1 protein-coding gene is annotated in these 379 nt (G+C 74.1%); it reads right to left on the bottom strand.

Features of this window, described 5'->3' with window-relative positions; translation table 11 throughout:
• Positions 1 to 379 (bottom strand): peptidase dimerization domain-containing protein (locus LPA54_RS42090; RefSeq protein ID WP_228985598.1); only part of this gene is annotated, 379 nt, incomplete at both ends.

Raw genomic sequence — 379 nt, forward strand, 5'->3', positions numbered from 1 at the left:
TGCGCTCCAGGGTGCTGTAGCCGGCCTCGCCGCCGGCGCCGTGCGACTTGGCTGTGCGCAGCCACCGCTCCTCGTCGAAGGGCAGCCGGGCGAAGAGCTCGCGTTCCTGGTCGGTGAGCTCGACGACGCCGTCGTAGAAGCCGGGGATCGCCACCCGGCCCTGCTCGTCGTGCAGGGCGGCGACCAGCCGGGCGGCCGCGGTGGCGGGGTTGGGCACCGCGCCGCCGAAGGAGCCGGAGTGGATGTCCTGGTCGGGGCCGTACAGGCGGATCTCGCACTCGGCGAGGCCACGCATGCCGGTGCACACGGTCGGGGTGTCCTCGGACCACATGCCGGTGTCGGAGACGATCACGGCGTCGGCGGCGAGCCGGTCCGCGTG

The organism is Streptomyces sp. DH12 (assembly GCF_020873895.1).
GTDB lineage: Bacteria > Actinomycetota > Actinomycetes > Streptomycetales > Streptomycetaceae > Streptomyces.